The sequence below is a fragment of the Tamlana carrageenivorans genome (assembly GCF_002893765.1).
Taxonomy (GTDB): Bacteria; Bacteroidota; Bacteroidia; order Flavobacteriales; family Flavobacteriaceae; genus Pseudotamlana; species Pseudotamlana carrageenivorans.
The window spans coordinates 2,341,135-2,365,864 of sequence record NZ_CP025938.1 but is presented as its reverse complement, the minus strand read 5'-3'; the positions used below and the strand labels follow the sequence as shown (position 1 = coordinate 2,365,864).

The 24,730-nt window shown below is 34.5% G+C and carries 24 protein-coding genes; 22 read left to right on the top strand and 2 right to left on the bottom strand.

Annotated elements, in window-relative coordinates; genetic code table 11:
* Positions 1-48: 48 nt before the first annotated feature.
* Both C1A40_RS10460 and C1A40_RS10455 read right to left on the bottom strand, forming a co-directional pair.
* Complete coding sequence (locus tag C1A40_RS10460; RefSeq protein ID WP_102995857.1) at positions 49-1,317, bottom strand: type II toxin-antitoxin system HipA family toxin; 1,269 nt, start codon at positions 1,315-1,317, stop codon at positions 49-51.
* A gap of 2 nt (positions 1,318-1,319) precedes the next feature.
* A complete protein-coding gene (locus C1A40_RS10455) occupies positions 1,320-1,655 on the bottom strand; it encodes a helix-turn-helix transcriptional regulator (RefSeq protein ID WP_241910384.1) in 336 nt (111 codons plus the stop codon).
* Positions 1,656-3,265: 1,610 nt separating this feature from the next.
* Between C1A40_RS10455 and C1A40_RS10450 the strand changes: the two genes are divergently transcribed.
* The 22 genes from C1A40_RS10450 to C1A40_RS10345 all read left to right on the top strand — a co-directional run bounded on the left by C1A40_RS10450 (position 3,266) and on the right by C1A40_RS10345 (position 24,723).
* Positions 3,266-3,727 carry a UpxY family transcription antiterminator gene (locus C1A40_RS10450; RefSeq protein WP_102995855.1) on the top strand — a complete coding sequence of 154 codons (462 nt, stop codon included), beginning with the start codon at positions 3,266-3,268 and terminating at the stop codon, positions 3,725-3,727.
* A 253-nt stretch (positions 3,728-3,980) separates the two neighbouring features.
* Positions 3,981-4,628: a hypothetical protein gene (locus tag C1A40_RS10445; RefSeq protein WP_102995854.1), complete on the top strand. Its 648-nt coding sequence runs from the start codon at positions 3,981-3,983 to the stop codon at positions 4,626-4,628.
* A 77-nt stretch (positions 4,629-4,705) separates the two neighbouring features.
* Positions 4,706-5,824: a GDP-mannose 4,6-dehydratase gene (gene gmd, locus C1A40_RS10440; RefSeq protein WP_102995853.1), complete on the top strand. Its 1,119-nt coding sequence runs from the start codon at positions 4,706-4,708 to the stop codon at positions 5,822-5,824.
* Between the two features lie 497 nt (positions 5,825-6,321).
* A complete protein-coding gene (locus C1A40_RS10435) occupies positions 6,322-6,690 on the top strand; it encodes a four helix bundle protein (protein WP_102995852.1) in 369 nt (122 codons plus the stop codon).
* A 375-nt stretch (positions 6,691-7,065) separates the two neighbouring features.
* Positions 7,066-8,046, top strand: a complete 981-nt coding sequence (locus tag C1A40_RS10430) for a GDP-L-fucose synthase family protein (protein ID WP_102995851.1) — start codon at positions 7,066-7,068, stop codon at positions 8,044-8,046.
* Positions 8,047-8,607: 561 nt separating this feature from the next.
* Positions 8,608-10,056: a UDP-glucose 6-dehydrogenase gene (locus C1A40_RS10425; protein WP_102995850.1), complete on the top strand. Its 1,449-nt coding sequence runs from the start codon at positions 8,608-8,610 to the stop codon at positions 10,054-10,056.
* A 2-nt stretch (positions 10,057-10,058) separates the two neighbouring features.
* On the top strand, positions 10,059-10,487 hold the full coding sequence (locus C1A40_RS10420; RefSeq protein ID WP_102995849.1) for a DUF2061 domain-containing protein: 429 nt from the start codon (positions 10,059-10,061) through the stop codon (positions 10,485-10,487).
* Entirely contained in the window at positions 10,472-11,074 is a 603-nt protein-coding gene (gene cysC, locus C1A40_RS10415) for an adenylyl-sulfate kinase (protein WP_102995848.1), read from the top strand. Before C1A40_RS10420 ends, cysC begins: the two co-directional genes overlap by 16 nt.
* Positions 11,067-11,972, top strand: a complete 906-nt coding sequence (gene cysD, locus C1A40_RS10410) for a sulfate adenylyltransferase subunit CysD (RefSeq protein WP_102995847.1) — start codon at positions 11,067-11,069, stop codon at positions 11,970-11,972. Before cysC ends, cysD begins: the two co-directional genes overlap by 8 nt.
* Positions 11,973-12,300: 328 nt before the next feature.
* Positions 12,301-12,606, top strand: a complete 306-nt coding sequence (locus C1A40_RS10405; protein WP_102995846.1) for a GIY-YIG nuclease family protein — start codon at positions 12,301-12,303, stop codon at positions 12,604-12,606.
* Positions 12,607-12,818: 212 nt separating this feature from the next.
* Positions 12,819-14,072 (top strand): sulfate adenylyltransferase subunit 1, encoded by a 1,254-nt coding sequence (locus C1A40_RS10400; RefSeq protein WP_102995845.1) that lies wholly within the window; start codon positions 12,819-12,821, stop codon positions 14,070-14,072.
* A gap of 200 nt (positions 14,073-14,272) precedes the next feature.
* Positions 14,273-15,109: a DNA damage-inducible protein D gene (gene dinD / locus C1A40_RS10395; protein ID WP_102995844.1), complete on the top strand. Its 837-nt coding sequence runs from the start codon at positions 14,273-14,275 to the stop codon at positions 15,107-15,109.
* Between the two features lie 523 nt (positions 15,110-15,632).
* Positions 15,633-16,421 (top strand): 3'(2'),5'-bisphosphate nucleotidase CysQ, encoded by a 789-nt coding sequence (gene cysQ / locus C1A40_RS10390; RefSeq protein ID WP_102995843.1) that lies wholly within the window; start codon positions 15,633-15,635, stop codon positions 16,419-16,421.
* A 38-nt stretch (positions 16,422-16,459) separates the two neighbouring features.
* Positions 16,460-17,140: a sulfotransferase family 2 domain-containing protein gene (locus tag C1A40_RS10385; protein WP_102995842.1), complete on the top strand. Its 681-nt coding sequence runs from the start codon at positions 16,460-16,462 to the stop codon at positions 17,138-17,140.
* A 203-nt stretch (positions 17,141-17,343) separates the two neighbouring features.
* The gene (locus tag C1A40_RS10380) at positions 17,344-18,537 is read left to right on the top strand and encodes an IS256 family transposase (RefSeq protein WP_102994202.1); all 1,194 of its coding nucleotides are present in this window, start codon (positions 17,344-17,346) and stop codon (positions 18,535-18,537) included.
* A gap of 101 nt (positions 18,538-18,638) precedes the next feature.
* Positions 18,639-20,090: an oligosaccharide flippase family protein gene (locus C1A40_RS10375; protein ID WP_158651335.1), complete on the top strand. Its 1,452-nt coding sequence runs from the start codon at positions 18,639-18,641 to the stop codon at positions 20,088-20,090.
* Between the two features lies 1 nt (position 20,091).
* Positions 20,092-21,228 (top strand): glycosyltransferase family 4 protein, encoded by a 1,137-nt coding sequence (locus tag C1A40_RS10370; RefSeq protein ID WP_102995840.1) that lies wholly within the window; start codon positions 20,092-20,094, stop codon positions 21,226-21,228.
* On the top strand, positions 21,219-22,100 hold the full coding sequence (locus tag C1A40_RS10365) for a hypothetical protein (RefSeq protein ID WP_102995839.1): 882 nt from the start codon (positions 21,219-21,221) through the stop codon (positions 22,098-22,100). Before C1A40_RS10370 ends, C1A40_RS10365 begins: the two co-directional genes overlap by 10 nt.
* Before the next feature lie 9 nt (positions 22,101-22,109).
* Positions 22,110-23,423: an O-antigen polymerase gene (locus C1A40_RS10360; protein ID WP_102995838.1), complete on the top strand. Its 1,314-nt coding sequence runs from the start codon at positions 22,110-22,112 to the stop codon at positions 23,421-23,423.
* A complete protein-coding gene (locus C1A40_RS10355; RefSeq protein WP_102995837.1) occupies positions 23,416-24,090 on the top strand; it encodes a CatB-related O-acetyltransferase in 675 nt (224 codons plus the stop codon). Before C1A40_RS10360 ends, C1A40_RS10355 begins: the two co-directional genes overlap by 8 nt.
* Positions 24,077-24,556, top strand: coding sequence for an LbetaH domain-containing protein (locus C1A40_RS10350; protein WP_102995836.1), 480 nt, complete (start codon positions 24,077-24,079; stop codon positions 24,554-24,556). Before C1A40_RS10355 ends, C1A40_RS10350 begins: the two co-directional genes overlap by 14 nt.
* Positions 24,553-24,723, top strand: coding sequence for a DapH/DapD/GlmU-related protein (locus tag C1A40_RS10345; protein ID WP_102995835.1), 171 nt, complete (start codon positions 24,553-24,555; stop codon positions 24,721-24,723). The genes C1A40_RS10350 and C1A40_RS10345 overlap by 4 nt, the downstream gene beginning before the upstream one ends.
* Positions 24,724-24,730 lie beyond the last annotated feature (7 nt).

Here is a 24,730-nt window from a genome sequence, read left to right as displayed (position 1 = left end):
TTATCCTCCATGGTTCAATTATTGAAATCCCTACTAAACAACCAACAATCAGCATTTGGCTTCTGAGCTATTAAATGCAGAAGCTTTTAATTCTTGTTCCCTTCTAGACAAACCATATTTGTTAGCTATTACCTTCCAATTACTTACAACTTGAGTTATTTCGTTTACTATTTGTGAAGCCTCCTCTGCCTCTATTCTAAAATAAGGAGCCACTTCTAAAGCTAAGTCAAGATCTAAAGCATTATCATCTTCAGATATATTTAATTTTAAACCCGTTCCTGTTTCTACTGGATTTATGTCATAGGCAGGTGATAAAACCCAACCCTTGGCTGTTAATAGAAATCCGTGATTTCGTAAGTGATCGTCGGTATTTGATACGCAAATACTAAAAACGATTCTTCGCCATAGTTGTTTTAAATCTTTATCTGGGCTTGCGCCATGCTTCGTGATAAAATCCACCAATTCTAGATAACTAGCTCCCGTGGCAGCATCTGTGCCATCGGTATAGCCCAATAGGGTCATTGCAGAAGCAAAATGAATTCTTTCACCCGCACTAGTCCTATCAAAACGCTTTGTTAAAAACGTATGTTGGGTACTACTAAATTTTTCAGCTTGAGAGTTCGCCATTACAATTCCAGACTGAATGGCTAATTCGTAAGCTACCATTTCCCATCCACCAATATCATCACCATCATTTTTACTAGGGAATTTAGCAATCCACAAATGCCCTCCGTTATCCAGCACACTTGCTTTTGGTCTGGCGCCACCTAAAGAAGATCCAGGAGAAACGAGCATCTGTAACCACTTTAAATAATCGGGATCATCCAGACTATCATCATCTTCTAAACGCAGGCTTATTTGCTCCAATGCCCTTATTGATGTCCATGGCGGACTTGCCAATTCTTTTTTATCATTTAAAAAAGGGCATTCTTTTTCCAATTTAAATCGTAAAGCCCCCATTCTATGTCCATCAAAAACACCTAATAAAAAATCTGTTTCGAATAATTTATGCGCTCTTCTTTCTTCTTTCCTGGCTACTGCCGCTTCTCTTCTTTTCATGAGCACTCTTCCCCAACGATCTGGAGAGGAATCTAAAAACAACCCAAAATTCGACTTTTCATCATTTAAATATTGTACGCCTTCAAACAAGCCTAAATCTGGATCAAGCTGATAGGCATAATCAGATTGCAACCAATCCTTGTGATAAGCGAAAGAAAATATTTCTTTCCCCCTTAAAGTCTCAGAATATAATTCTCCAACTAAAACAGGAATACCTAACTCCACCCAATGGGCATAAACATATATAGTCCGTTTCATTTTTAGTTTCTTTTTGGAGCGCGTTCTTTAGTTGTTAAACCAATATCTTGAAGTTTTCGACCTAGAACATCATCTTTTGCTATGTGCAAAACGTCCTTTTCCAAACCAAGTACATTTAAAACTTTTATGTAAATACCAATGCTAACAGAGCTTTTCCCTTTTTCGATAGAATATAGCGTTTTTCTACTAGTACCTGCCCGTTCGGCAACTTGATCTGTACTTAGTTTTCGTCTTAGACGCGCTAATTTTATTTGCTCGCCCATTTCTTCTAACAAACGCTCTAACTTTGGTAATAATATGGAATTATTTTTATACATAACGTGTAATATATTATACAAATATAGGTTTTTTGAGTCATATTTTACCCCTTATAAAACACAATGACAAATTCAGATTAATTAAAACGCAGCAAAATTTTATTCAAAATTGACAAACCGTTTAACTGCGTAATCGGGTAACGGTAACGCCTCATTTTCACAAATTGCCATTACCTGAAACTTGAAACCAACAACCAACTTCCCCTTCTAATATTTAACTTTTAATATCCAATATCAAACCTCTTCCTTCCATTTCTACATTTTCAAATTTTCAAATTGCCACATTGATAAATTGTTTAACCGTTTAATTGTTGATTTGTTTAATCGGATAATCGTTCAGCTCCAATTTTACTCCCTGCTAAATAAAAACATCAACCTATTTTTTACTTTTTATATTTCACTTCTAATATCTAATATTCAACTTCTACCTTTCATTCTTCCATTTTCAAATTTTCAAATTACCTCATTAATAAATTGTGTAACCGTTTAATTGTTGATTTGTTTAATCGGATAATCGTGGAAACTCGTTTTTACTCTATGCTAAATAAAAACATCAACCTATTTTTTACTTTTTATATTTCACTTCTAATATCTAATATTTAACTTTCAACTTCTACTTTCCATTCTTCCATTTTCAAATTTTCAAATTATCAAATTACCACATTGATAAATTGTGTAACCGCTTAATTGTTGATTTGTTTAATCGGATAATCGTTCATCTCCAATTTTACTCCCTGCTAAATAAAAACATCAACCTATTTTTTACTTTTTATATTTCACTTCTAATATCTAATATTCAACTTCTACCTTTCATTCTTCCATTTTCAAATTTTCAAATTACCTCATTAATAAATTGGGTAACCGTTTAATTGTTGATTTGTTTAATCGGATAATCATGGAAACTCGTTTTTACTCTATGCTAAATAAAAACATCAACCTATTTTTTTACTTTTTATATTTCACTTCTAATATCTAATATTTAACTTTCAACTTCCACCTTCCATTCTTCCATTTTCAAATTATCAAATTATCAAATTACCACATTAATAAATTGGGTAACCGTTTAATTGTTGATTTGTTTAATCGAATAATCGTTCAGCTCCAATTTTACTCCCTGCTAAACTAAATCATCAACCTATTTTTTACTTTTTATATTTCACTTCTAATATTTAACTTTCAACTTCCACCTTCCATTCTTCCATTTTCAAATTTTCAAATTTTCAAATTTTCAAATTACCACATTGTTAAATTGTGTAATCGCGTAACTGTTGCTCCTCGTTCTCACTATCTGCCATTACCAACAACCAATTTCACAATTTAAGTTACGGTTAACCTCAAAAATTGATAGTTTAACGACTATTTTTTTAGGCATCTCGTAAAAGTCTTAAATTCGAACTCAACTTTAACGTAGAGTTAATCTGTTGTATATAAAATTCCATAAATTTGGTATAGAAATATGACATTATGAATTTGATATAAGAATTTTAATCCTTTAATCCCTTAAACGTGAAAAAAATTAAACTCATTAGTATCATTTCCCTCTCTCTTCTCATTATTGGCTCATCATTATCTGTATTATATGTTATCATGTGCTGTTAAAAACACCATTAACGTTTAATTAGAGTTCCGTAATGAATTGGAAAGTATTGTATGTTAAACCAAGAAATGAAAAGAAAATCGCTGCGGCGCTTTCCTATCTTGGCATAACCGCCTATTGCCCATCGGTTACTGAAATACGACAGTGGTCCGATAGGAAAAAAAAAGTGGAGGTTCCTCTACTTAAATCCTATGTACTTGTGCAAATTACCGAGAAAGATCACGACCTGGTCTTTCAAATCCCTGGTGTGGTACGCTATCTTTTCTGGCTGGGAAAACCCGCTATTGTAAAGGATAGCGACATTCAAGTTATGAAAGATTGGCTTAGTCAAAAAAATATCCAAGCTCAAGTTGAAAACATTCAACCTGGAGACCGTATAAAAATTAAAACAGGGCTTTTTGAAGGTGAAAAAGCACTTGTTCATGAAGTTAGTACCAATAGAATCCAATTATTATTATTGGATTTAGATATGAAAATTACTTTTAGTAGGAATTAAACCTATTTTGAAGTATTTTTCACCAATATTACCAACCTTTGCTGTGACTCAGGAGGCGGAGCGGTGGAATAGAGTGAAGTAATACCGAAAAAACAAAACCAAAAACACAACCTTAAAAAACTAACAATTAATCCCTTAGAGTAATCACCATAAATTTTTAACGCATGAATACGCCTACCGTTTTGAAATGCGATATTTATGGGTTTTATTTATGCCCCCAAAATAAAATTTACCTTAACCTACTAATTTAATTATGAAATTAATAAAACTAGCCCTACTCCTACCTTTATTATGGTTTAACTTCTCAAACGCACAATCGTGCTGTGTCATTAAAGGTGAACATCCGCAATTTGAAAATAACTGGAGTTTTGGCATCGGACTCAATGTCGTTGACGACTCGGGTAATGCCATTAAACACCTATTCGACATAAAAGAAAACAGACGGTATCGTTGGGCTTTCGAAAATCCAATCACTTTAAGCGTGGCATATTACTTGCACAGCGGATTTAGCTTTTTTGCAACCAGTTCCTATAATACATTTAAATCTGGAAAACATATTGATGCGACCGTAGTAGGATCTGAAAACCAACCCAATTTTTTCGCATTTGATTTAGGAAGCCAATATTCCTTTAGAAATTTTATTAAATCGAAAGTATTCGATTTTTATGCTGGCGCAGGCTTAGGCTTTACCTCTATTGGAGATTACACCAATGAAGTAACGGGATTACTCGTATCGCCTAAAAATCGTTTTACCATAAACCCAACGGCTGGACTAAACATTTGGATGACTAAAAACATAGGTCTTAACATGTCTGGAACGGCTAAATTTACATACACCCCAGATACAAGCCATTATTTACAGTATAACCTAGGACTAGTTTATTTACTATCCAAAAGGTAAATGGAACATCCAATAAAACATATCCCTCTTTAGCGCATCAAGGGAAAAAACCTAAAAACTTAAACGCTAACTAAAATATGAGTCAAAAAGTAGCATTTATTACCGGAGTAACAGGCCAAGACGGTGCCTATTTAAGCGAATTTTTATTAAAAAAAGATTATATCGTGCATGGCTTAAAACGCCGTTCTTCATTATTTAATACCGATAGAATCGATCATTTGTATCAAGATCCGCATATCGAAAACCGTAATTTCATTTTACATTATGGTGATATGACCGATAGCACCAACCTCATTCGCTTGATTCAGGAAATTCAACCTGATGAAATCTACAACCTAGCAGCCATGAGTCACGTACATGTGTCTTTTGAAATGCCAGAATACACGGCAAATGCCGATGGTATTGGTACTTTAAGGTTATTAGACGCTATTCGTTTGTTAGGCTTAGAAAAGAAAACACGTATTTATCAAGCATCAACTTCCGAGTTATACGGAAAAGTTCAAGAAGTACCGCAATCGGAAACCACACCTTTCTACCCGCGTTCGCCTTATGCTGTAGCTAAAATGTATGCCTTTTGGATTACCGTAAACTACCGCGAAGCTTATGGTATTTATGCTTGTAATGGCATTTTATTTAACCATGAGTCCCCTATTCGTGGAGAAACGTTTGTTACCCGTAAAATTACCCGAGCGACATCACGAATCGCTTTAGGGATGCAAGATAAATTATACTTAGGAAACTTAGATGCTAAACGCGACTGGGGACACGCCAAAGATTATGTTCGCATGATGTGGATGATCCTTCAAGCTGATGAAGCTGAAGATTGGGTCATTGCCACAGGAAAAACCACGACCGTTAGAGATTTCGTACGATTAAGTTTTGCTGAAGTAGGTATCGAACTAGAATTTAAAGGTGAAGGTGTTGATGAAAAAGCCTATGTAAAATCATGTAGCCATCCCGATTACCAATTAGAAATTGGCAAAGAAGTTTTAGCGGTAGACCCTAGGTATTTTAGACCTACTGAAGTAGAACTCCTCATTGGTGATGCCTCTAAAGCCAACAAAAAACTAGGTTGGGAATGTCAATATGACCTAGCTGACCTCGTAAAAGATATGATGCAAAGCGATTTACACCTCATGAAGAAGGATCAGTATTTAGCGGATGCCGATTATAGAACGTTGAATTATTATGAGTAGATGCTTGATGACCTTTGACTTTTGACCTTTGACGGTTGACGGTTGACTTTTGACTTTTGACTTTTGACACTTGACAAATAAAAACTATGAATGTCAACAGTTAAAAATGATCATTGACGGTTGACGGTTGACTTTTGACCTTTGACCTTTGACAAATAAAAACTATGAATGTCAACAGTTAAAAATGATCATGGTTGACGGTTGACCTTTGACCTTTGACCTTTGACAAATAAAAACAATGAATGTAATCAATTATAAAGTACAAAGTCTAAACTTCGTCAAAACCTCGTCAATAGTCAACAGTCTTTCGTCTTTCCTCATCTGTCAACAGTCAACAGTCAATAGTCAATAGTCAATAGTCAATAGTCAATAGTCAAAGGTTAATAGTTAAAAACAGCCAATCGACATAAACTTTCATTAATCAAAGTGTATTTTTCAACGGTAAACGAACTTCAGTCAACAGTCAACAGTCAACAGTCAAAGGTTAACAATAAAAAATGAGAAACTTTAGAGCATGGGATATATACACCGATGGGATGGAATTTGTAAAGGATATATACCTTTTAACAAAAGAATTGCCAAAGGAAGAAATTTATGGTCTAAGTTCTCAAATCAGAAGAGCTGTGATCTCCATAGTTAATAATATGGCAGAAGGCGCTGCTAAATCATCATCAAAAGATTTTAATCGTTTTTTAGAAATGAGCCTTGGCTCAGCATTTGAAGTAGAAACACTATTAAAAATAATTCAAGATTTAGATTACGGGGATACCGAAACAATAAGGCAACTCATAGAAAAAGTTAAAAGTTTAGAAAGAAGAATTAATGCTTTTATTCAAAAAATAAAAAAAGAAGACATCAATGTCTGATGCTTAAACTTTGACCCTTGACCTTTGACCCTTGACAAATAAAAACTATGAATGTAATCAATTAAAAAGATCGTTAACAGTTGACTTTTCACCCTTGACACTTGACAAATAAAAAAGAATATCAACTAGCCAAGCATGTATCAATTATAATATACAAAGTCTAAACTTCATCGAAACCTCGTCAATAGTCAACAGTCAAAGATCAACAGTCAACAGTCAATACTCAACAGTCAAAGGTTAATAGTTAAAAACAGCCAATCGACATACACTTTCATCAATCAAAGTGTATTTTTCAACGGTAAACGAACTTCTGTCAACAGTCAACAGTCAACAGTCAATAGTCAAAGATCAACAGTCAATAGCCAACAATAACCCATGACCAAAACATCCAAAATATACATCGCCGGCCATCGCGGCATGGTAGGTTCAGCCATATGGCGCGCTTTAGAGTCCGAAGGATATACCAACCTTATAGGCAAGACCAGTAAAGAACTCGATTTGCGCAATCAAAAAGCCGTAAACGACTTTATAAGCACAGAAAAACCTGATGTTATCATCGATGCTGCAGCCAAAGTAGGTGGCATCTTAGCGAATAGTCAATACCAGTTTGAATTCTTGCTAGAAAACATGCAAATTCAAAACAATTTAATTGATGCTGCTCATAAGCAGGACGTTTCTAAGTTTATTTTCTTAGGAAGCTCTTGTATTTATCCAAAACTGGCACCGCAACCTTTAAAAGAAGATTATTTACTAACTGGTCCGCTAGAGCCTACAAACGACGGTTATGCCATTGCTAAAATTTCGGGAGTCCGTTTGTGTAAAGCCATAAGAGATCAATACGGTAAAGACTTTGTTAGCCTTATGCCTACAAACCTTTACGGTCCCTATGATAATTTCGACTTAAAATCATCGCATGTTTTACCAGCCATGATTCGAAAATTCCATGAAGCGAAAAACGTCAATGGCCAAGAACTGTCAAAGGTCAACAGTCAACAGTCAACTGTCACTTTATGGGGCAGCGGCACCCCAATGCGCGAGTTTTTACATGTTAACGACTTAGCAAAAGCCGTAATTTACGCCGTAGAAAACAAATTACCAGAGCATTTATACAATGTAGGCACAGGCACAGATGTTACCATAAAAACCCTTGCCGAAACCATTCAAAAAATAGTCGGTCACCAAGGCGAGATCGTTTGGGACACAAACAAACCAGATGGCACACCACGCAAACTCATGGATGTTTCTAAAATGAACCACCTAGGTTGGACAGCAGCTATTAGTTTGGAGGAAGGTATCAAAGATACCTACGCATGGTTTTTAAAGCATGAAGATTCGTTTAAAGAAGTGAAGATGTAGGCAATATGCTATAAGCTATATGCCCTACGCTATATGCAAAATCACGTTAATCACACTGAGCCTTTCGGAATGCAGTCGAAGTGCGGTCGCCCCCCTAATGGCTACGCCAGGCACCTTCACTGAAAACAATGTTTTCATTTCGGTAATCCTCAAGGGGACATTAACTAACATGAAAATTTAAACGTTATTCAAAAAAATAAACAACAAAAAAACACTGAGAAATGTCACACTGAGCCTGCCGAAGTGCAGTCGAAGTCTCAACAGTCTTCGGTCTTCTGTCCTCCGTCTTCTGTCAAAAGTCAACAGTCAAAAGTCAAAGGTCAAAGGTCAAAGGTCAAAGGTCAATAGTCAACAGTCAAAAGTTAATAGTTAATAGTTAATAGTTAATAGTTAAAAATAGCCAATCGACATAAACTTCCAATAGTCAAAGTGTATTTTTAAATGGTAAACGAACTTCAGTCAACAGTCAAAAGTCAAAAGTCAAAGATCAACAGTCAATAGTCAATAGTCAACAGTCAAAAGTCAAAGATCAACAGTCAATAGTCAACAGTCAAAAATATTATGTCAGTAGAAACAACATCACCAACAACCAACCAGCAACCAGCAACCACTATCCACAAAAAAATCAAATCAATCTGCTGTATTGGCGCAGGCTATGTGGGTGGACCCACCATGTCGGTAATCGCACAAAAAAACCCAGATATTAAGGTAACGGTTGTTGATTTAAACGAGCAGCGTATTGCCGATTGGAACGATGCCGATTTATCGAAACTTCCCATTTTCGAACCTGGTTTAGATGCGGTGGTTGAGGAAGCCCGAGGCAGAAACCTCTTCTTCTCTACCGATGTTAATCAAGCTATTGCTGAGGCCGATATGATTTTTATTTCGGTAAACACGCCTACTAAAACTTATGGTGCTGGAAAAGGCATGGCAGCCGACTTAAAATATGTGGAACTTTGTGCAAGACAAATTGCCGAAGTCGCTACTTCCGATAAAATCGTTGTTGAAAAATCTACCCTTCCTGTAAAAACCGCACAGGCCATCAAGAGTATTTTAGATAACACAGGGAATGGCGTAAAATTCCAAATTTTATCAAACCCAGAATTTTTAGCTGAGGGTACAGCAATGACCGATTTAGCAAATCCCGATCGCGTGCTTATTGGTGGCGATCAAACGCCTGAGGGTAAAGCTGCCATTCAGTCCTTAGTGGATGTTTATGGGGCATGGGTACCTCAAGCTCAAATTATTACAACCAACCTATGGTCTTCAGAATTGTCAAAACTCGTGGCCAATGCCTTTTTAGCGCAACGCGTATCTTCTATAAATGCCATTTCAGAGCTTTGTGAGGCTACCCAAGCTAATGTGGAAGAAGTAGCCAGAGCTATTGGTATGGACTCGCGAATCGGACCTAAATTCCTAAAAGCATCCGTAGGTTTCGGCGGGTCGTGTTTTCAAAAAGATATTTTAAACCTAGTTTATATCTCAAAATCTTTAGGTTTAAACGAAGTGGCCGATTACTGGGAGCAAGTCATCATCATGAACAACCACCAACGCGATCGTTTTGCCAACAATATCGTATCGACTTTATACAATACCGTTTCTGGAAAGAAAATTGCCTTTTTAGGTTGGGCATTCAAGAAAGACACCAACGATACCCGCGAATCTGCAGCCATATACGTAGCCGATCGCCTTATCGACGAGCAAGCTCAAATTTACGTGTACGACCCTAAGGTGTCTGCAAAGCAAATGCAAGCGGACTTAAATTATCTTAGCACCCGCACAGAAACAGAAAACGCCAAATACCTACAAACCCAAACCGATCCGTACAAAGCTGTAGAAGGTGCACATGCCATTGCCGTACTTACCGAATGGGACGAGTTTAAATCATACGATTGGCAAAAAATTTACGATAACATGAGTAAGCCTGCCTTTGTTTTTGATGGTCGTAATGTACTGAATCAAGAAGCCTTAGAGGCTATCGGATTTCAAGTGCAATCTATTGGTAAGTAAACGTGTCTAAAAAAATACATAAAAGACATATAATTAAAGCCATTACTTGGCGTATCATCGGGACTTTAGATACGATTCTATTGTCTTGGTTAATCTCTGGAGACCCGTTTATAGGGTTAAAAGTTGGTGCTTTCGAAGTGGTTACCAAAATGCTTTTGTATTACCTGCATGAGCAAATTTGGTTTAGAATAAATATCACCTCTAGTAAAAAAAGACACCTCTTCAAAACCATTACTTGGCGCATTGTAGGTACCCTAGACACCATGATATTAGCCTGGGTCATTACAGGAAACCCGCTAACAGGATTAAGCATTGGTGCTGCAGAAGTCCTTTCAAAAATGCTTTTATATTACCTACACGAACGGGCTTGGTATAAAATAGATTTTGGATTAGAAAAGAGAAAACGATTATCCGAATGGAAAAAAACATAACCAACCACGAATACAAAATATGTCGATTAGAGCGACAAAAGCTCAATGGCCATAATTCCTTTTTAATTTTTTTCACCGGGCTTTCGGGTTCAGGAAAATCGACTTTAGCAAACGCTTTAGAAGAACGATTGAATTCAGAAAAAAAACACACCTATGTATTGGATGGCGATAATGTGAGGCGTGGTATTAATCAAAATTTAGGATTTTCTCCCGAAGACCGTTCAGAAAACAACCGCCGTATTGGTGAAATTTCTAAACTTTTTATCGATGCTGGCTTAGTGGTATTAGCAGCTTTCGTGGCGCCTTATCAAAAAGACCGTCAATTTATAAAGGATACGGTAACTCCTGAAAATTTTGTGGAAGTTTTCGTGAATACCAGCCTCGAAGTTTGTGAACAACGTGACGTTAAAGGACTCTACAAAAAAGCAAGAGCTGGAGAAATTAAAAATATGACGGGCATATCAGCGCCTTACGAAGCGCCTATAAACCCAGATGTGGAAGTATCACACCTAAATACTATTGAAGAATCGGTAGACATCATATATCAAGCTATTAAAAATAAATTAGAACTAAGAACCCATGAGTAAGTACTATTTAAATTATCTCGATGAATTAGAGTCTGAAGCGATTTACGTGTTACGCGAAGTTTGGGCGCAATTCGAAAACCCTGTTATTTTATTTTCAGGAGGTAAAGATTCTATCTTAGTCACACACTTAGCTAAAAAAGCATTTTACCCGGCTAAAATCCCCTTCCCTTTAATGCATGTGGATACCGGACATAATTTCCCAGAAACGATACAATTTAGAGATGATATCATTAAAGGTTTAGGCGCTACCCTTATTGTGGGGTCTGTACAAGAATCCATTGATGACGGACGTGTAGCCGAAGAAAAAGGAAAAAATGCTACTCGTAATGCTTTACAAATTACAACGCTTCTCGATGCTATTGAAGCCAACAAAATAGATTGTGCTATTGGTGGCGGCCGTCGCGATGAAGAAAAAGCTCGAGCTAAAGAACGTTTCTTCTCTCATAGAGACGATTTCGGACAATGGGATCCAAAAAACCAACGTCCAGAATTATGGAACATCTTTAACGGAAAGCATTTTGAAGGCGAACACTTTAGGGCCTTCCCTATTTCAAACTGGACCGAAATGGACGTTTGGAACTACATTAAAAGAGAAAACATCGCCATACCATCACTTTACTATGCTCATGAACGCGAAGTGGTATGGAGACAAGACACTTGGATTCCAAATTCGGAGTTCTTAGTCCTTGAAGACCATGAAGAAATTGTCACTAAAAAAATCCGTTTCAGAACTTTGGGTGACATCACGATCACCGGTGGTATAGAATCAGAAGCCGATACCTTAGAAAAAATTGCCGATGAAGTTGCTGGCATGCGCCAAACAGAAAGAGGCAATAGAAGTGACGACAAACGCTCAGAATCTGCTATGGAAGATCGTAAGCGTCAGGGGTATTTTTGATTGAAGAGTAATAAAAGACGTATTGTCACACTGAGCTTGTCGAAGTACTATCGAAGGGCCGTCTAAACATCATCGAAGCAATAAAATAAAACACGTCAAGTCATGCTGAGCTTATCGAAGCACCTACGAAGAAAGATACACCTAACTTTGATTACCCTTCGACATGCTCAGGGTGACAACAATGACAAGCTCAGGGTGACAACACAACATGAAACAAATTTGCTTTGTAAAAATAAAATCTAAGGCATTAATATACATACAATGTCACACTGAGCTTGTCGAAGTGCAGTCGAAGTACTGCCGAAGCCCCTAAAAGAAACACAGAAAATTGAAAACTTATTATGTTTATATGCTACAATGCCAAGATAATTCATTTTACATCGGAGTCACTTCTAATTTAACAAGACGCATAACGGAACATAATACAGGAAAAGACAAAGGCTCTTACACTTATAATAAAAGGCCTGTAGTTTTAAAATGGTTTGCAGAATTTACTGATATTAACATAGCAATTCAAAAAGAAAAACAGTTAAAAGGCTGGAGCAGAAGAAAAAAACAAGCTTTAATAGAAGAAGATTGGGATAAACTTGTAGAATTTTCGAAAAATTATACTGAATATGGTGGCGTTAAATAAACACGCCATGTCATGCTGAGTTTTTTGTCATGCTGAGCTTGTCGAAGCACTTTCGAAGCATAGAACTCCAAACTTTGATTACCCTTCGACAAGCTCAGGGTGACATTAACGACAAGCTCAGAGTGACCACTTAAATAAAAGAATAAAACGAAAACGCAATGTCACACTGAGCCTGTCGAAGCCCTATCAAAAAATAAAACACAACAAAACCCATGTTAAACAACAACCAACTCCTAAGATTCACAACAGCAGGAAGTGTAGACGACGGCAAAAGCACCTTAATCGGACGTCTACTATACGATTCAAAATCTATATTCGAAGACCAATTAGAAGCTATTGAAACCACCAGTAAAAAGAAAGGCCATGAAGGAGTCGATTTAGCATTATTCACCGATGGGTTAAGAGACGAGCGTGAACAAGGTATTACCATCGACGTGGCTTACCGATATTTTACGACGCCTAAACGTAAATTTATAATCGCCGATACCCCAGGACATATTCAGTATACCAGAAATATGGTTACCGGTGCCTCAACAGCCAATGTGGCTACCATCCTTATCGATGCGCGCCACGGTGTTATAGAGCAAACCAAGCGTCATGCTTTTATTGCTTCCTTATTACAAATACCACATGTTATTGTGTGTATTAATAAAATGGATTTAGTTGATTTTTCAGAGGAGGTATTTAACAATATCGTAGCTCAATTCGAAGAAATTGCGTCTAAGTTATTAGTGAAAGATGTGCGTTTTATTCCTGTGAGCGCCCTTTTAGGGGATAATGTTGTGAATAGATCGGAAAATATGCCTTGGTACCAAGGCGCGCCGATGTTGCATACCTTAGAAACCATGCATATTAGTAGCGACATCAATAAAGTGGATGGTCGTTTTCCAGTACAAACCGTGCTACGCCCACAAAATGATTCTCACAGAGATTATCGAGGCTACGCGGGCCGAATTGCTAGTGGTATCTTTAGACCGGGTGATGATGTTACCGTGATGCCTTCTGGTTTTACCTCTAAAATAAAAACAATAGACACTTTAGACGGCAAACTTGATGAAGCCTTTGCGCCGATGTCGGTTTCTATAACCCTAGAAGACGATATCGACATAAGCCGTGGCGATATGATTGTACGTTCCAAAAACCAACCCGATGCCTCTCAAGATATTGAGGTCATGCTATGTTGGTTACACAACGATACAGCAAAACCAAGAGCAAAATACAGTATCAGACACACATCTAATGATCAAAAAGCGATGATTAAAGAAATCATTTATAAAATTGATATCGAAACCTTAGATCGTATTACAGACGATAGCGCGCTTAAAATGAATGACATCTCTAAGGTTAAAATTAGAACTACAAAACCACTTATGGTCGATTCTTACCGAGAAAACAGAACAACAGGTAGTTTTATTCTCGTTGATGACGCCACGAATGAAACCGTTGCAGCTGGCATGGTGATATAGGTGATGGATAATGGTTGTTAGTTGTTAGTTTTTGGTTAATAGTCAACCATCTGTCATTCAGAAGGAGGAACGACTGAAGAATCTTAAACCCCAAACAAAAGATTTTTCATTACAATCGGAATGACAAGTCAACAGTCAATAATCAATAATCAATAGTCAATAGTCAATAGTCAATAATCAAAGATCATCAGAAAGCCCTCATGAAATCAGATATAATAAAAACACTTACAGGTAATTTTGAGTCCAATTCACAAAAAACCAAAGAAGGGGTTGAATTTTGGCTAGCTCGAGATCTACAGCATTTGTTGGATTACTCCAAATGGGATAATTTCCAAAATGTTATATCAAAAGCAAAAACTGCATGTGAACTATCTGGAGAGGAGATTACCAACCATTTTGCTGACGTCGGGAAAATGGTCGCTATTGGGTCTGGAACAGAAAAGGAAATAGCAGATATCATGCTAACAAGATACGCCTGCTATTTGATTGCTCAAAATGGAGATCCTAGAAAAGAAAAAATAGCGTTTGCTCAAAGATATTTTGCTGTTCAGACGAGAAAGGCTGAAATTATTGAACAAAAAATGCTTGAATTCGAACGTGTGCAAGCTAGAAATAAACTAAAAGAAACAGAAAAAGAATTATCTCAAGTTATTTTCGAACAAACAGGTGGTAACAAAAACTTTGCTTTAATTAGAAGTAAAGGAGATACAGCTCTTTTCGGTAGAACCACTCAAGAAATGAAAAAGAAATGGGATATAAAAAACAAACCATTAGCTGATTTCATGCCCACTATTCTTTTAAAGGCTAAGGACTTTGCAACTGAAATAACAATATTCAATGCTAAAAACAAAAAAATGAAAACAGAATCGGCTATTTCAAAGGAACATATTACAAATAATTCTACAGTAAGGAAAACATTGCTTTCAAGAGGAATCACTCCTGAAAATTTAAAACCAGAAGAAGACATAAACAAAGTGAGTAGAAAACTAAATAGTGAAGACCGAAAAATTTCTAAAAATCCAGATAAACTCAATTAAAAAATAAAATACCAATAACTTAAAAGTTTTGATTAATGGGCAATGGTCTTTTAAGTTCAATCGTTTAAACGATTATTGGTTTAATCGTGAAACGGCCGTTAATAGTCAACCATCTGTCATTCAAAAGAAGGTACGACTGAAGAATCTCTATACACAAACATGAGATTCCTCATTACAATCGGAATGACAAGTCAACCGTCAATAGTCAATAGTCAATAGTCAATAGTCAATAGTCAATTTAAACCTCAAACTTGAAACAAAACACACCAATCGTAATCCCAATTCAACGATTAAACAAATAAACAAATAAGCCTGTATGTCATTCAGAAGGAGGAACGACTGAAGAATCTCTAAACACAAACATGAGATTCCTCATTACAATCGGAATGACAACTCAACAGTCAACAGTCAATTTAAACCTTAAACTTGAAACAAAACACACCAATCGTAGTTCCAATTAAACGATTAAACGATTAAACCTCTTTTTAACTTTTAACTTTGTACTTTTAACTTTTATCTCAATTTGAAACACCTAACAACCCTAGCCATTACCGCCGCCCTAAAAGCCGGAGCCCGCATCATGGAAATTTACGAAAATGAAAATTTCGACGTCAATTTCAAAAGTGATGATTCTCCGCTAACCAAAGCCGATACCGAATCCCACAACATTATTGTTAAGGCATTAGAAACACTCACCTACCCGATTCTATCCGAAGAAGGGCAGCACCTTCCTTACGAAGAACGAAAACACTGGAACCAACTATGGATTGTAGACCCCATTGACGGCACTAAAGAATTCATCAAAAGAAATGGGGAGTTTACCGTTAATATCGCTTTTGTAGAAAATCAGATACCAACCATCGGTGTTATATATGTCCCTGCGCTTAATACCTTGTATTTTGCGAATACCGAAATTGGTGCCTATAAAGACACTAACCCGTCTTTGGATTTTACTCTAGACGCATTAATAAGCTCAGCAGATAAACTCCCTTTATCCATAAAAAAGGAAAAATTTACTATTGTCGCTAGCCGTTCACACCTATCATCTGAAACACAGGAATTCATAGACGACATGAAAGAAAAACATGGAGAGGTTGAAACCATTTCTAAAGGCAGTAGTTTAAAATTATGCATGGTTGCTGAAGGTGTTGCCGATTGCTACCCACGCTTTGCCCCTACTATGGAATGGGATACCGCAGCGGGGAACGCCATATGCTTAGCAGCAGGGTTTGACGTGATCGATCAAGGTACTGGTGAAAATATGCTTTATAATCGTGAAGCATTGTTGAATGCTTGGTTTTTAGTCAAGTAATCAGTAATAACGAAACATTTTATTTTAAAATTTAACAAATGCCATATTCTAAAAAACACAACACACTATTTATTCATATACCTAAATGTGCAGGAAAATCTTTTGAAGTTGCATTGGGAATAACCTCAAAACGAGAAGTTAATAAATATAAGTGGCGTTCTAATATTAACCGTTTTGGAAAACTTATTTTAAAAAAGACATTGGACAAAAAAGCACTTCCAAGACTATGGGGAGTGCATGATATTACACTTGCCATGCAGCATTTAACCTACGCAGAAATAGAATTATTAAACTTAATTGACACAGAAACTCTTAACAACTCCATAAAAGTAGCTATTGTAAGAAACCCATACGACCGAGCTGTATCGAGTTACCATCATATGGGGCAAGGATATAATAGCTTTTTGGATTTCTTACAAAACTACTATGCAGCACCTAGTCGAGACCATAATGCTTTAGCCCATAAACGACCTCAAATTGATTTTCTAAGAGATAAAGAAGGTAATATTGTTGTTGAAAATCTTATAAGATTTGAAAATTTACAGGAAGATTTTAAAACATTTAAAAAAAATTATAATATAAAAACAGCTGAGATTCCACATATTGGTCAACAAAGAAAAGAGAGTAGTTACATAAATTTTTACAATTCTGAAACTAAAAAGCTAGTGGAGGAAATATTTAACTCTGATTTTAAACTGTTAGGCTATAAAAAAATGTAATTAAAACCAATCCATGAAAGATCTGAATTATAAAATTTGGTTACAGCCTATATAGACAAATATGTTATAGAAATATTGCTCAATATAATATCTAATTACTTAAATATTCGGGACTGTAAACTATTTTGTGTTTTTGCTGTTAGTTAGTTTAAAAATGATTTTGAAATTCATAGGCAAAAAATTTACTTTTAAATTTTTATTTTATGAACTCAGACTTAGAAAAACAATTAGACGCCTTGATCGGCAAAATCAGCAACAAGGAGGACTTTGACCAGGTCAAGGAACAGTTGCTTAAACGTGGTATTGAATCACTTTTAAAAGCAGAAATGACTGCCCACTTAGGGTTTCAAAAAGGAGGTTCTGTAATTGAGAACAACCAGCGCAATGGTTTCTCAGAGAAAACTATCAAGACTCATAACGGCGAACAACGCATCAAAATCCCCAGAGATCGTCAAGCGAGCTTTGAGCCTGTTATTGTCCCCAAACATCAATCGATTAGTCAAGAATTAGAAGATTGTATTCAACTGCTTTACGCCAAAGGTATGAGCAATAGCGATATTATTGATTTTATTGAAAGTACCTATGGAGTGCAGTATTCCACATCACAGGTATCCATTATCACCAATCAATTATTGGAAGACATCAAACAATGGCAGAATAGACCTTTAGAAGACGTATATCCCATTGTCTGGATAGATGCTATTCATTATAAAATACGTCAAGAAGGCAAGGTAATATCTAAAGCCTGTATGATAGTTTTAGGGGTGAATACCGAAGGGCAACAAGATATTTTGAGCATGAGTATTGTGGAGACAGAAAAGGCAGCTGCTTGGATGTCCATTTTAGACGATCTGCGCTCTAGAGGCGTAAAAGATATCTTCTTTCTGTGTTCGGATAACCTCTCTGGATTAGATAAAGCTGTAGAAGCTATTTTTCCAGGTAGTATACGTCAAATATGTATCGTACATCAAATTAGAAACTCTTTAAAATATGTGAGCTATAAGGACCGCAAATCAATAATGGTCGATATTAAAGCTATTTATCAAGCCGATAATGAGAAATTCGCTTTAGAGGCTTTCGAAGTCTTTAAACAAAATTGGGAAGATAAATACCTCTCTGCCGTACAGTCTTGGGAAAACAATTGGGATAATTTGACCGCGTTTTTAAACTACCCAAAAGAGATTAGAAAACTTATATATACTACCAATATCATTGAGAGTTTTAATGCCAGTTTAAGAAAATATACACGCAACAAAAAAGTCTTTCCTCATGATGATGCAGCACTGAAATCCATATATTTAGCAGCTCAAAGCATCAGCAAAAAATGGAAGAAAACACGATTTAAATGGGGCCAAATTTACAATCAATTGTATATTTGTTTTCCAAACAGGTTATAATCTATATTATTTTAACCTATGAATTTTGAAATTATTTTTCAAAAACACAAAATTTTGGATAAACTCAAATATTCTATAAAAAAATTCCCACTTCAATAAAATTGAGTACTCTACAAAAAAATATTACGACAGGTTTTATTTGGACAGGTATCCAAACAGTTGGTACTAAGTTAATAGCCTTAACAACGCAATTGTTTTTAGCATGGCTACTTGTCCCCGAGGATTTTGGTAAGGTAAGTATTGCTACTTCTATTACTTCTGTTATTTTTTTAATACAAGCGTTAGGACTTTCGGATGTAATGGTCAGTCGAGGGCATATGTATTTTAAAGTATTTAATTTAGCGAAATCTATTGCAGCATTAACATCACTTGCTTGCTTTCTAATTAGTATATTAACAGGGCTTATTACTGGTATATACTTATTTCAAGACATAGAAATCACTTATTTAATATTAATTTTCTCCTTTTGCGTACCTTTTAACGCCATGAGTGTTATTGCTGATGCAAAATTACGAATAGATTTAAAGTTTAAGCAACTCTCCTTTATTAGGCTTTTAGAGTTTTTTATTTCAAATTTTCTTTTAGTTAGCTTTGTTCTACTTAATCTCGGTATTTATAGCTTTGTATTAGCTCCTGTAGTTGCTTCCATTTCAAGATATTTCTTAATACACAAAATAGCAAATGTTCAGCATTTATTCCACTTCTCGCTACATCATTACACATATCTATTATCTAATAGTTTATGGGGTTTTTTACACAACATTTGTCAAACTATAATTAGACAATCTGATTACTTGATTATTGGTCTTTTCGTTTCTACACAAGCAGTTGGTTTATATTTTATGGGTTATAGCTTAAGTGTTCAAGTAATAGGTCTTTTAGTGAATTCTTTAACTCCAGTGTTTTTTCCTATTCTTAGAAAGATAAACACAGAAAACAAAGAGAAAATTAAAATTATTCTCATAAAAATAATAACAGTTTTTTCATTATTTGGAATGTGTTTTTCTTTTTTACAAGCTACATTAGCAGAGCCTTTGATGACTATTTTTCTAGAACCGAAATGGAAAGAATCTATTTTAATAGTTCAAATTTTATCAATAGGTATCGGTTTTAATGTCGCTTCAACCGTTTGGGCTATTTCTCTTAAGTTAAAAAATGCTTTTTACAAACAAGCCATCCTTTCACTACAAGGTGTTACTATTTTTATAATATCTATTACATTAGCTACAAAATACTACGGTACTATAGGTACAGCAGTATCTGTTTCGCTTTACAATATTTTTTTCAATCTATATTTGTTAGCAATATCTCTAAAATATTACAATATTGAAATTAGGACAATTCTTAATATATCTTTTAAATATTTTTTTATCGCTTTAATAATATTTGGCACAACATATTTAATAACATTTGACGCCCAATTCAATAACTGGACTAAAATACTTATTAACAGTATCATTCCAGCAACAATTTACTTTATTTCAACATACCTATTTGATAATAATTCTAAAAATATCTATCAAGAAATTTATACGAAATTTGTAAAAAAATAATATGCAAAAACATAACCACAAAATGATCACAGTTGTTGTTAATGGAAAATTTCATGCCTTTGACTATGCTGCTGAACTTTATAAAAAGGGCCTATTGGATAAACTAATTTCTACGATGCCTTATTCTATCGCTAAAAAATATGGTATTCCAAGAAAACATTATATCGGCCTACCTATTTTTGAAGTTGTAAAGCGAAGCTATAGAATGTTATTAAAAAAAGAACTACCAGTAAACGGATATGCAAATTTATTTACTAAATCAGTAATCCCATTCATTCCTAAAACTTCAAATGTAATCATCAGTTTTGCTGGTTACAGTAAAGAGATATTTGAACATTCCAAATTTAAAAATGTTACAAAAATATTAGATAGAGGTTCAACACATACTCTTGAAAATATTAAGCTAAAACAGCAAGCAGGAGAATTTCACAACTTTAAATATGCTAAACACCCCGAGACTTTTATAGAACGTGAAATTGGTGAATATAACTCGGCCGACTATATACTTATACCTTCTAGTTTTGTAAAACGAACTTTTACTAAACATGGAATAAACAACAATAAACTAATAAAGATCCCCTACGCCTTCAGCACTAGTAGATTTAAACATATTAATATATCCAAACAACGATTAACTAATAAGATACTATTCGTAGGGCAATTAAGCCCTAGAAAAGGAACAGGAGTATTAATACAAGCGATAAAGGAGGTACAAAAAGAAATCCCTAATATAGAGTTATGGCTTGTTGGTGCACTTCAAAAAGGTATCGACCAAAGTCTACTAGATGAACATTTCATTAAGTATTTTGGAATATTGAGAGGTCAAAAACTTATAGAAAAGTATCAGGAAGCATCATTGTTTTGTTTACCATCTTTTGAAGAAGGATTAGCTTTAGTTTTAACTGAAGCTAAATATTTTAATTTACCAATTATTGCTACTCCTAATACCGGAATTGAAGATTTAGTAGACATTGACAATATAAAATATCAACTTTTTGAAGCAGGTAATCCACTCGACTTGGCTTCTAAAATAAAACAATCATTAAAAACAACACATGAATCTTTCCAAATTAAATCCATTAACCATACTTGGAAAGATTTCACAAATCAATTAATAAGCGAAATACAATGTCATTAAAATATAAAGTAAACATAAACCACGTAGGATTAGAAAGTGCCGACAAAGCATATGGTGGTTTTCTTGATGCCTATAGTTTTAAAGATACTCATTTTAACATCTGGTTCGAAGAATACAAAAAGCTGATACTTTCTAAAATGGGAAAAGAGTACTTTCCTATCTATAGAATGGCCGACGGTGAATATCGTTTCCTAATGGGCAGAAAATATAACTTTTATAAAAAACCACTATGGAAAGAATTGATAGCTGTAACAGCTGAAAAGTTAAGAATTAAAAACCCTGATAAATGGAAAACTTCATGGGGAGAGGAGTATGCGCCTGAAAAAGTAAAACAATTAAGACAAGACCTTATAGAAAATATAAAATATATATCCCAAAAAGGACAATTAGCTTGTTATTTTAATGAAAACGGATTAAATGCTTTTGTAGAGTATAACAAGTATTTAACTTCTTTTTTTGCAAAACATAATATAACTTTTAATTCAAGCAATTACATACCTTTTCATTTTGTTTGTGGTTTACTAGTAAGACCTGGATGGGAAGCTTTTTACAAAAACAGAACAATTTTAGTTGTAACAGGTAGTGATGACAACTCCGAACCTAAAATTAAAAACACACTATTAAAATTAGGTGTTAACGAAGTATTATTTCTTAGAATTTCAAAAAAAGCCTCGATGGAAGAAATTATTAACCTTGATACTTTAAATAAACCTATAGACTTATGCTTAGTTGCTGCAGGAATTGGGTCTGCCCATATATTAAAGCAACTTGAGCCCTTAAACACTGTAGTATTAGATATTGGAGGATATATAAACTGTTATATAGACAATAATAGTTCGCAACATGGTGGAATTTTTAAATTACCTCATTAAATTGTAGCAATGATTTGTGAAAACCTTCAACAACTGCTCATCCAAATTATTATATTTGCTATTATAAACATTAAGCTAGCATTAGCTTTAAATAAAAGGATCATTACTGCTGCCACCTCTTTTTGGACTGGCTGGCTCTTTCTAATCTTAGGAACAATTTCATTTCAAAACAATGGTCTAATAAACAAAATGGGATCATTAGAATTGTACTATATTTCTAGGTTACATATTGGTGCTTTTTTAGGTTTCTCTCTTGGCTCAATGATACTTTCTATAAAAAAGACTAGTAGTAAGAGCAAAATAAATTTAACCAGACTACATGAAAAAAGTATTATACTTTCTGAAGTAATCTCAAAAAGATTCCTGAATATTCTTTTAATTATAGGTCTAATATTTTTTGCTCAAAGAATATCTCAGGTAGGATTAAGTGCGAACATATTTTCTGAACTACGAAGTGTTTATAACAAAAGAAGCTTTAACTTTTTTAGCTGGTTAGGAACTCATATTTCTGTAATTGTTTATTTTTTTATTATTGTTCAAGGTATAAAAGACAATTTCGATGGCATGAACCTAAAAAAATTATTTAAAATCATATTGTATGCTTCTCCCCTTTTTTTAGCTAATGCTACGCGGACATTTCTAATTTTTCCTTTAATACATTATTTCAGTAGCTTTTTGTTAATGCGAGCATATTGTTCAAAGAAATTAATTATAATAAATAAAAGAGAACTTAAAAAAATAGTTCTAGGTTTTGGAACAATGCTCCTTATTTTTTCTACTATAGGCTTCTTCAGAGGTGGTTATGGAGAAAAGCTTAATCTTTACTTAACAATAGTTGGTTGGCCTGTATCAACTTCTGGAGCATTAGATAGCTGGTTAACTGATTCAATTTACAATGCGGGTGAAACCAATGGCTTTTTAAACTTTGGATGGTTTGCTAATTTTTCAGATAGATTAGGTCTTATAGACTATTCTAAAGAAAAAGAGGTTTTGATATCTACACTTTTTGAATTCCTAAAGAATAATAATTCTGCAGCTGTGATACCTCGATCAATCATTCCTGATATAATTTATGACTTTGGTATAAACTCTGTTTTAACAACTATGTTAATACTTTCATTTATTTCACAAATTATTACAATTAATTTCACTGGAAAAAGTATTCCTAAACATGTCCTTTCTGGATTATTTTTCGTTGGTTCATTTATGACAATTCAAAATACTTATTTTAGCCCTGGATTTATTTCATTATTATTTTGGGCCTTCTTTTTTAATTTTTTATTAACTAAAGGATTTATAAAAACAAAAATTAAAAATGTTTAAATCAATTTACCTTTATATAAAGTCAGTGATTTCTAGAAATCTTAACCCTATAATCTCCATTATTAAATACCCTCATGTCAATTTAATTAATGGAGTAACTTTAAAAAATTGTAAAATTAGTAAGGATGTCAAAATTTATGGAAAATCTCAGATTAGTGATACAGAAATAGATTCTTACACATATATTGGTGGAGGCTCAGAAATTATGAATGCTAAAATAGGTAAATTTTGTTCCATTGCTCCTAAAGTAAAAATGGGTTTAGGTATTCATCCCACAAATTATATTTCTACATATCCAGGGTTTTATTCAAAAAAAGCAAGTGGAGTAACCAAAATACATGAAATTTCTAAAATAGACGAACATAGCTTGGTAACGATAAAAAATGATGTATGGATTGGTTACGGGGTTACTGTTCTTGATGGAGTAACGATCGGAAATGGAGCAATAATAGCAGCGGGAGCTCTGGTTACAAACAACATTGATGATTATGCTGTCGTAGGAGGTGTTCCTGCTAAAGTCATTAAAAAACGTTTTACTGAAAAAGAAATAAATATGTTACTAAAACTAAAATGGTGGAACAAAGATATAAAAGTAATAAAAAACGAGGCCTCCTTGTTTTTAACGCCTAAAGAATTTTTCAAAGCTATAGATAATGATAATATTTAAAGATAGATACTTCCCCCACTACTTTAAAATAATAAGGCAAACCTATATAAAACAAAGAGTTGATACTTTTATCACCTACTTTAAAGCTTATTATTGGGGAGTTCAACTAGAGAAAGGAAGCGAGTTCGTAGGTTTGCCTAAATTTAGAAAAACCCCTAAAAGTTCAATATATATTGGAAAAAATGCTCGACTACTTTCATCTTTTAGTGCAAACCTACACGGTCTAAATCGTAAATGTATGATATCTACTCTAGACAAAAATGCATCAATAACAATTGGAGACAATTTTGGAATGAGCGGAGGCATAATTGCTTCTGCTCTAAAAGTAACAATTGGGAGCCGAGTTATGATTGGAGCCAACTGTACTATAACAGACACAGACTCACACGCTTTAAACTTTAAAGATCGCCATGCAAACTATTATAATTTAAAAACAAAAGATTATAAGGAACCTATAAAAAAATGAAAGTAGTTATTGAAGATGATGTATTTATAGGAATGCATTCATTAATTCTAAAAGGAGCCTTTATCGGTAAAGGAAGTGTTATTGGAGCAGGAAGTATCGTCACTGGTTATATTCCACCTAACGTTATAGCTGTTGGTCAACCAGCAAAAGTTGTGAAAAATATTTAATTCGTTA